The organism is Oleiphilus sp. HI0066 (assembly GCF_001635725.1).
Genome location: NZ_LWFH01000561.1, coordinates 1 through 896 on the forward strand (window position 1 = coordinate 1; position 896 = coordinate 896).

1 protein-coding gene is annotated in these 896 nt (G+C 45.0%); it reads left to right on the top strand.

The window, feature by feature from the left end:
* A partial coding sequence (locus tag A3738_RS30755) for a hypothetical protein (RefSeq protein WP_197473680.1) occupies window positions 1-766 on the top strand: 766 nt, incomplete at its 5' end.
* Between the last annotated feature and the right edge of the window lie 130 nt (window positions 767-896).

Here is an 896-nt window from a genome sequence, read left to right on the forward strand (position 1 = left end):
CTCATTAGGCACAATTAGTGCTCAAGCTACTGTCGCTGTAGCAAATGGTACGGTCGATACCAATGACGACTTTAAGTCTGCTTTTTTCTCAACTCCTGGCGGTGGTATTGCACGCTTCTTTGAAAGCTCACCCGCTTTTGCTGGCAACATTGTTGATGGACTCGCTGCTGCCGGTTTAACTTCTGATACAGCAAACTATCAAGCGTTTTTAAACACGATTCAAGCTTCTGTAGATGCTTTTGATGCAATCAATTTCGTTGGAGACTATGAAGCGCAAGGTACAAAAGTCCTATATTACACAGCTTCAAACGACCAAGTAATTCCCGTTTCGCAAGTGCCTGGTAGGACTCTTCAAACTCCGGCGGGGACAATTGCTGCAAGTGAAATTAACGCATCGGTCTCTTATCTTTCTGGTGCAGAGCCGTTACTAATTGAAGCAAATATCGTTCAAGCTGATGGGGCAACTGATTTCGATGCGAATAACTTTGCAATCGAGGATCCAGGAGCAGTTACTGTAAATCGAAATGTAATTCGCTTTAAACCTGGAGCGGGGTCTCATGGCGGCCCATGTCCTGTGATAGATGACGAAGCCGCCACATTGGCAAGAGCAACAGAGTTCGGAGGCTATGCTCTAGGCATGCTGAACCCTACTGGCGGCGGCACAATAATTCAAGTGTCGAGTACTACCGTTAGCGATGCTATTGATGCCGCGCCAATTGAGCCATTTTTCATCGATGCTCTTCAGTGTTCTCCAGCTTCCTCATAATCGCCGGATAGCTCTCTAAAAAAACCTCGCTCTGCGGGGTTTTTCTTTTTTTATAGATAACAAATATTCCAATGATAATTATTTGCTGCAAATCGCAGCAAACATATTGACCCTAAAAAGCGAATGCGTA